The 7,662-nt window shown below is 60.1% G+C and carries 7 protein-coding genes and 1 pseudogene; 5 read left to right on the forward strand and 3 right to left on the reverse strand.

What is annotated here, in order from left to right; genetic code table 11:
• Positions 1-379 (reverse strand): transposase (locus G6N73_RS33760; protein ID WP_206079239.1); only part of this gene is annotated, 379 nt, incomplete at its 3' end.
• Between G6N73_RS33760 and G6N73_RS33765 the strand changes: the two genes are divergently transcribed.
• A complete protein-coding gene (locus G6N73_RS33765) occupies positions 378-1,400 on the forward strand; it encodes a VPGUxxT family thioredoxin-like (seleno)protein, type 2 (RefSeq protein ID WP_246252786.1) in 1,023 nt (340 codons plus the stop codon). The two genes, G6N73_RS33760 and G6N73_RS33765, sit on opposite strands and share 2 nt — an antisense overlap.
• Positions 1,397-2,239, forward strand: a complete 843-nt coding sequence (locus G6N73_RS33770; RefSeq protein ID WP_206079241.1) for a transglutaminase family protein — start codon at positions 1,397-1,399, stop codon at positions 2,237-2,239. Before G6N73_RS33765 ends, G6N73_RS33770 begins: the two co-directional genes overlap by 4 nt.
• Here the strand turns inward: G6N73_RS33770 and G6N73_RS33775 are convergent.
• A pseudogene (locus tag G6N73_RS33775) lies at positions 2,240-2,762 on the reverse strand (IS6 family transposase); the annotation flags it as partial.
• A gap of 598 nt (positions 2,763-3,360) precedes the next feature.
• Between G6N73_RS33775 and G6N73_RS33780 the strand changes: the two are divergent.
• Both G6N73_RS33780 and G6N73_RS33785 read left to right on the forward strand, forming a co-directional pair.
• Positions 3,361-3,660 (forward strand): hypothetical protein, encoded by a 300-nt coding sequence (locus G6N73_RS33780; protein ID WP_165034253.1) that lies wholly within the window; start codon positions 3,361-3,363, stop codon positions 3,658-3,660.
• A 105-nt stretch (positions 3,661-3,765) separates the two neighbouring features.
• Positions 3,766-4,827, forward strand: a complete 1,062-nt coding sequence (locus tag G6N73_RS33785) for a DUF930 domain-containing protein (RefSeq protein WP_343044839.1) — start codon at positions 3,766-3,768, stop codon at positions 4,825-4,827.
• A gap of 201 nt (positions 4,828-5,028) precedes the next feature.
• Here G6N73_RS33785 and G6N73_RS33790 read toward each other — a convergent pair whose 3' ends face one another.
• Positions 5,029-5,223 carry a hypothetical protein gene (locus G6N73_RS33790; RefSeq protein ID WP_165034254.1) on the reverse strand — a complete coding sequence of 65 codons (195 nt, stop codon included), beginning with the start codon at positions 5,221-5,223 and terminating at the stop codon, positions 5,029-5,031.
• Positions 5,224-5,912: 689 nt separating this feature from the next.
• Between G6N73_RS33790 and G6N73_RS33795 the strand changes: the two genes are divergently transcribed.
• Complete coding sequence (locus G6N73_RS33795; protein ID WP_165034255.1) at positions 5,913-6,794, forward strand: LysR family transcriptional regulator; 882 nt, start codon at positions 5,913-5,915, stop codon at positions 6,792-6,794.
• Positions 6,795-7,662: the final 868 nt, after the last annotated feature.

The raw sequence follows: 7,662 nt of genomic DNA on the forward strand, positions 1-7,662 counted from the left end.
ATGGAAACCGGCGACCTTGCCGCCTGCCAAGCAATCGCGAGGTGCTTGCCCGACGGCTCAGCGTCGTGTGATCGGGGACGGCGAGATCCAATCCCATCAACTGCAGCACCGATGCCAGCAAGCCCTCCGTCTGGCGCAGCCGCAGGCCGAACACCAGGCCCAGCGTCAGAGCAGTTTCAATCGCCAGATCGGAGTGGCGCGGCTGACCGCCGCGGGTCGTCCGCTTCGCCGCTCGCCACGACGACAAGGCTTCCGGCGTGAGCCAGAGCGTCAGGCTTCCTCGTCGGCGAAGGCCTGCCTCATATTCCCGCCAGTTCGTTACCTGAAACTTCATCTTGCCGATGCGATGGCGGTGAGAGGCATTATGTTTGAAGGGCATGAAGATGACGAACCGGCTATTTCAATCGCCCCTCGACTACGCCATCGCCGCTAAACGATCCGTGCACCAAGCTCATATTATTGCCATGCAAAAAAAAGAAATTTCCTATCGCGAGCATCGTGAGCTCGGCGAAGTCGCGTGGCTGCGCGATCACGATCGCGCCTTGGCGCTGGCTGTCGAACAGGTCAAACCTGTTCTGCTGTTGTTTCAGGAAGTGCCCGGGTGTTCGACGTGCGTGCGCTTTGGGCAGGACGTCCTGACGCATCCGTTGATGGTGGAGCTGATCGCCGATCGGTTCGTGCCGGTGGCGATCTTCAACAACCACCCTGGTACAGACGCCGAGATTCTGCGCCGTTACGACGAGCCATCGTGGAACAACCCCGTGGTTCGGTTTCTCGGGCCTGACGGAACCGAGCTCCTGCCCAAGCTGGCCGATCGCTACGATGCGCTGGGATTGCACGAAAAGATCACCGCCGTTCTCGAAATGCTCGGTGATGATGTACCCGGCTATTTCCGCTTACTAGGGCGCGACCTGCTGGTCGAATATGGCCTCAGCAAATGCGTGATCTACACGACTCCGTGCTTCTGGTCGGGCGAAACGAGTCTCGCCCAGCATCCGGCGGTAATCACGACCGACGCCGGATGGGTCGCTGGCGAGGAAGTGGTGCAGGTGCATTTCGATCCGCGCGAGGTCTCGCGCCGCGATTTGGATGCTTATGCCCGTGCGGAAGGGTTCAATCCGACCGAAAGCGGCGGTTTCGAGTTTGACCGTGAGCGGCAGTTCTACCTGCGCAAGACTCCAGTCCGCTATCTGCCTTTAACGCCAGCACAGCGTACGCGGATCAACCTGGCCGTGCCTTATCGCGGTTGGCTCGCGGACCTGCTCAGCCCGCAGCAGTCCGCATGGCTTGCCGATCCGCAGTTGCAGCGGTTGAGCGGGGATGAAGCCTATCGCCAGGATATTCGCCAGAGCTGGCCGTCACTGATGGCGCAGCTTGGTCTTATCGGGAAGGAGAAGTGATCGTGGATGTCGCTCCCATCGGCCTGATCGAGGATGAGGATATCCTGCTCGACCTGGCATCGCTTGCGGTGAGCCACCTGGACAACGAGAATACGGATATCGCCCCCTATCTCGAAAAGCTCGAAGAGATCGAGGACCGGGTGTGCGATGAAGGGCGTAGCGCGTTTCGTCCGGGAGAACGCGCCGCCGTGCTTTCGCGCGTGCTGCATGGTGAGCTGGGGTTTGTCGGCGATGCCGACGGTTATGACGCACCGGCCAACGCTGATTTCATCCGGGTGCTCGACCGCAGGCGCGGCCTGCCGATTGCGCTGTCGATCCTCTATGTCGCAATGGCCCGCCGGGCTGGATGGAGCGCCTATGTGCTCAATCTGCCGGGCCATGTGCTGGTCCAGATCGGCGAGAAGAGCCCCGTGGTGATCGATCCCTTTGCGGGCGGCGGCTTAGTGTCACAACGGAAGATTGCGGCGATCTGCCGGGCTTGCCTTGGCGAGGAAGCCGACGCTTCCGCACTCAACATTGTTCGGATGAGCAATCGTGACGTGTTGGCACGCTTTTTGAACAACCAGGCTGTTCGCGCGGAGAATGACGACGACCCTCATCGAGCCCTTACGGTGTATCAGCGGATTACCCAGGTCGCGCCGGGAGTGCTTGATGCCTGGCAAAACCTTGCACGGCTGCAGTTGGCGTTCAACGATGCTGCAGGTGCCAGGGCCAGCCTGTTCGCCATGTCGGAAGTCGCGCCCGACAAGGAATCCCGCGACCGGATCATGGATGCATTTGAAGCGCTGGTTCTGTTGCAACGGCGGAATTGGGGTGCAGAAGGCTTGATGGGAAGCTGATCACGCGGCGCGAATGGCGAACTGTTCGGCCAGGGATGGATTCGGGTCGAAGGCAAACCTCGCCTGTCGCTTGCGCATCATGCGGACCATTTCGACGCCGCACAGGATGATGCGGGCGGTGACCGTCGATTTGAAGCCGAGCATCGGACGCACCCGCCGCTAGATGCGCCGATGGTCCAGCTCAATGCGGATTGTTGACGTACTGGCTTTGGCGGATCCGGATTGGCTTCAACCGGCGCCGGGAGCGACCCCGCAAGCGATTTGTCGTGTCGCAGGAGACGATCGCCTCATACTTGGTTTGGCTGCCGTCGATGACGACGCGATCTGGTCGACCATGACGCTCCAGCGCCTTTCTGAAGAAGCGCTTGGCGGCCGGCAGGTTGCGGTGAGCGCTGAAATAGAATTCGACCGTGTCGCCGACGCTGTCGCTGGCGCGATAGAGATACATCCACTGGCCACGGACCTTGATGTAAGGTTCGTCCACATGCCATTTGCCGGCGACGGCGCGCTTGCGCTGATCGAACGGGTTCTGGCGCGGCCGGTGGTGTCGGCGGGACTGATCGAGGAGCTTCACGCAACCCGTTCTTCCTCGACGCCGTGAAGCGCATCAATAGCGTTCGCCGGTTGCTTGCCTATCGGTCGATGAGCACGCGGTCATGCTATTTTAGCAGGCGAAGGAGCACCTGGAGATCCTCGATCTCCTGGAACAGCGCCGATGCTCTCATTGTAGCCAGCGCCGGCCTTAAGAAGCAGAGGCTCCGGCGCTGTGCAAAGCGTCAATATCCGGAGCGTGGATTTGAGTTAAATCGCGGATGATCCGGGGAGTAGCCAAGACGCCGGCTTGCCTTACGCGAGAGTCTGCCGTTCCCATCAGTCCGGCATCAAGGCACCGACAAGGTGGGTTGCCTAGGCGAAAAGGCCGCGTCCTGCGGACGCCGCTCTATTCCGCCGGCGTTGCCGGCTCCACGGAAGCCCCGTTCGGGGTTTCCGCCTTCGGTAGTGATCTAATTCAGGCAATCTCGATTTGCACGTCAGGAACGTCGGTGATGGAATAGTCCGCTCAGAATCGTGCACCAGGTCACAGAAATTTTCGATGGGAGCCGGCCGGCCCAATAGTACCCATGTCCTTCTCCGCATGGTTCGGCACTGAGGAATTTGAACTCGCCCGCGGTTTCGATCTCTTCGGCCAGCACAGGCAACCGAAGACCTTTGCCCAAGCCGAGCACCGCCAGGACAATCGCAGCGGTCTGACTGTCGTGATGGACCAACTTGAGTTCCTCCCCCTCGAAGGCCGCGCGCAGGCGGTTATTGATGGTATCACGCTCGAAGTGGCGGTCCTCGATCAGTGCCGACTTTTGCAGAAGCGTGGATCTCGCCCGCGGACAATTCCCTCCTCTTCCCGGCCACCTTCCAGCGGCTAAATCGCGCAACTCTGGCGCTCACGCTTGATGCCGCCGCTATTTCGTTCCACATCGGTCAAGATGAAGGACGAGACACGGGACCGTTTTCGGGATTTGCTGTGGGGCTTGCCCGCATCGCTTATCCTGCATGCGCTCATCATCGCGCTCCTTGTCTACGGCCTGCCGACGACTCCCCCACCGCCGCAAGAGGAGCAGGCGGTAAATGTCTCGCTCGTGCCTCCGCCCGATCGGCCAAAACCAAAACCTGCTCCCGTGCCGTCGCCAAGGGAGGCCAAGGCCGAAAAGCCACCAGAACGGAAGGTTGAAAAACCGCCTCCGCCGGAAAAGCAACCGCGCGAGCCGTCACCAATCGAGGTCCTGAAGCCTGTTTTCCGATTTGGCGACAAGGATACCGGCCCCAGGAAATCTCTGGATGGGGGCAGCGCTCAAGACAACTCGCCGCCGCGGGCGGGAGATGACGATTCGAAGCCCTCCGTCGCGCCGAAGGATGCAGAGGACGAATTCACCGCGCCGGCAGACGCCGAGGAGCAGGCAGATGCAACCAAGGACGCTGAGCCCGCACAGGATGTGGAGAAGCAGGCAACTGCAACACAGGAGGCAGACAAACACGAAGCGGTAGCGCATGATGCTGACAAGCAAACAGCCGCAGCACTAACGGTGCCGGCTGCTGCTGGCAGCAACGGTGAGATCGAGCTTCCCACGTCGGTCGAAGCGCCGAAGCCCAGACCCGCGAATGCGTCGAAGCCCAGGAGCGCCAGGCGGCCTGGCTCCACGGACGTGGCCGTTGCCACATCGCAGGGCGTTTCGGGCCTTCCGGGGGTTCGCAGGCTCTACTCGCAAGGCGCTACTGGCGATGCGCTGGCCACGACCTCCATGGATGGCGTGCCTCGCGATAAGCGGGCTGCCAAACTTTGCGCTAGCGCGTTGCAGCAGCAACTGCTGGACGCCTCTTATTTTCCCGACCTGGTGCCACTTGTTTTGCTGAAGGCGGGCAATATTCTTGACGTCCCGGAGGCCGCCTTCCACACGGGGACAACATGGTACGGTCTAAGCTTTCGGTGCGAGGTCGACACCGATGCGACCAGGGTCTTGTCCTTCGACTTCCATGTCGGACCTGCGATCCCGCGCGGGGAATGGGCACGCCTCGGGCTGCCGATTCGCTACTAGAGTCTTTCGCTGACGATGCGTTTGCGAATGAACTGGCAAGCTTCGACGCAGTCCTTAGTCATTCGCAGCAGGTGCTCGACCGGATTTCCAAAGGGCAAGGAAAGCTGGACCGAGCCCCCTGGTCGCAGGCGAGCTAATGATCCTAGCTGGCCGATCCTGGCATGCAGCTTCATCACCTCGGCTTCCCGGCCGACCTGCGCATCAGAGGTATTGTCGTCGAACGCCTTGGCCAGATTCTCGATGGCCTGCCGTTTCCACTGGGTGATTGGTTCGGGTGAAGCTGTGCTTCGTCAGCGGCTCCGAGATCGTCCGCTCGCCGCGGATCGCCTCAAGCGCGACCTTGGCCTTGAAGTCGGCCGTGAACCGTCTGCCTTCATGCTGGATCGTCCTTCTCATCGGTCGATCCACCTTGGGCCCTCGTCTCAAAATCCGGCACCACCTCCTCGTCTCGATCTCAATTCGCGACATTCCCGCCGCGGTGAATGTATGTCCGTAACAGGTCAGGACTTCCCTATGATGATGCTTCGGGAAACGTCCGCACTAGGCTGGAGGCTGCACTCTTCAAAATGAAGACTTAGGGCTCCGCCCTCGGCGCGCTTCGGAGCGCCTTCCGCCCAGCTTCGGTAGCTTCGCTTCCTGAAGCCGGTTCCCCCGCGAAGGCGCCCACTCCGCTTGCACACCCGCTGCTCGCCGCGAGGCAGGGCTGCAGCGCAGTGCTGCGCTGCACCCCGACCCTCAAGGCCGGCGTAGACGAGAGTGGTGGCTGGTGAAAATCAGCCTTACAAAAGGGTGGGGAGTCCCCTCCGATTTGTCTCCTTGCCCCCGCTGTTCCGCACGAGCTCGGGAGCAGGAGCGGGCTCCTGCCCCTTCGGGCAGGAAACCGCTTCGCTGAACGGTGAAGTCTCGCTCGTTCGGCCTGTCGATGGGTCGCATCTCGCTGCGTCAATCCTCAACGGAGCTGACCGCCTCAGACCTCTCACAAATTGAGATACGATATCTCAATTTAATTGTATTCTCTTTGCAGACGAGAGGCTCCATTTTGGGGCGGAGACCCTGCCAAGCAATACAGTGAAAATAGAGAACCGATGAATGATCGATTTACAGCGCTGAAACTGTTTGTTCGGGCAGGTCGCCTGGGCAACTTTTCGAGCGCCGGTCGTGAACTCAGTCTCTCTCAACCTTCGGCTTCACGCCTTATCGCCGCGCTGGAAACTGAGGTTGGCGCGACGCTCTTCAGCCGGACAACCCGTGCAGTCACGCTGACGGACGCTGGCGCAACCTACCTGACGCGTGTCGAAGCGATCCTGGCCGACCTCGAAGAGGCCGACCACGAGGTTCGCGGCACTGGCGAGCTGAGAGGGGTGCTTCGCGTCGGCACCTCGTCGAGCTTCGTACTTCGGGAGATCATTCCCAGATTGCCGAAATTCTTGTCAGCGCATCCGGCACTTCGTGTCGAATTGATGTCGAACGATCGGTATCAGGATCTGGTCACCGAGAGCATCGATGTCGCGTTCCGGTTCGGAAGCCTGCCTGACTCAAGCGCGGCTGCGAGGAAGGTGATCGACGCTCCGCGCATTCTTGCAGCTGCCCCGTTCTATCTTGAAGAGCATGGCACGCCGTCGATGCCATCGGATCTTGCAGACCACGCAGTGATCATCGGCCCTGCTCATCTCTCACGGACGTTCTCCTTTCGCAAGGACGGCCGTGTTGTGTCCGTCCGTGTGGAAAGTCAGCTGGCGGTGACAATCAATGAAGGTGCGATCGCCGGCGCGAAAGCCGGGCTGGGTATTGTCGCAACAAGCCTCAATAGCGCCAGGGCTGAATTGGATAGCGGTGCCCTCGTGCGCATTCTGTCCGACTGGGACTTTGGTTCGATGGAAGTCAATGCGTTGTTCGTGAGCGGAAAGACCGTCAAGCCCGCCGCGCGCGCGTTCACGGATTTCCTCGCCAGAGAGTTTCGACGCTGATGTCGGTGCGGCATTCCTGCCGGTTATGGATATGATGCCTTTACCCGAGTGGTCGCCGAATTTAGCTACTAAACCCCAACGGCTGGGACGGATGCGTCGCTGAGATTTAGCTAGCCGTTGCGAGCACGCGAGGATGCGGCTTAGCGGCCGTCAGCATGTGGAGCAGATGATCCGAAATTTCTGGGTCCGATAATCCTCGGTCACAAATTGCGCAGCCAATAGCCAGACATATGCCGCAAGCTCTTCAAGAACAATCGAGTGAGGTAAAAAGGTTGAGAGTGGACCGGCTCGCCCTTCTCCAGCAAGGGAAATAACAGATAGCGCTACTACACAGAGAGTTTCTGCGATTGGTGCACTTCGATCTTGAACAATGTCTTTGCATATTTCCCAGGTCCGGTAGCGGATGACGATGAAGAGCATAACGAGGCCCAAGACGCCGACCAGGGGATAGATGACCGGCCAATACCACAGCTCGCGTGCGGAAAAGAATGGCCCGAGTACGGTCATACGTGTGAGCGGGTAGAATGAACCGCCCCATCTGATTTCTCGGCCGCTCAGGAGAAGCCATATCATCGCTGTGACCAGCCAAAACCACCTCCACTGGCCCCTGCTTCTGACGCAGAATGCGACCGCTGCAACGCAGCCCGCAACCAGTACTGCCACCTGGGTGTTTTCAACAATCTGGTTGTCCCACGCAGCCTGGCTGGTAGCACAAGTACCAAGGGATAGATTGCGAGAGTGATAATCGCCGCGACGGCTCGGACTACATTGACGTAAGTTGCCGTCGTGAAAGGGCTGTTCTGTTCTTCGTTGGAGCGGGCAGCGTTAGGGGATAGATCGGGCGGCTCGGGGTTACAAAGCCGTCGAG

Source organism: Allomesorhizobium camelthorni, assembly GCF_011045125.1.
Lineage (GTDB): Bacteria > Pseudomonadota > Alphaproteobacteria > Rhizobiales > Rhizobiaceae > Allomesorhizobium > Allomesorhizobium camelthorni.

Coding starts and splice junctions, on each gene's coding strand:
- G6N73_RS33765 (WP_246252786.1), top strand. CDS start 378: ATGAAGATGACGAACCGGCTATTTCAATCGCCCCTCGACTACGCCATC.
- G6N73_RS33780 (WP_165034253.1), top strand. CDS start 3,361: ATGTCCTTCTCCGCATGGTTCGGCACTGAGGAATTTGAACTCGCCCGC.
- G6N73_RS33790 (WP_165034254.1), bottom strand. CDS start 5,223: ATGAGAAGGACGATCCAGCATGAAGGCAGACGGTTCACGGCCGACTTC.
- G6N73_RS33795 (WP_165034255.1), top strand. CDS start 5,913: ATGAATGATCGATTTACAGCGCTGAAACTGTTTGTTCGGGCAGGTCGC.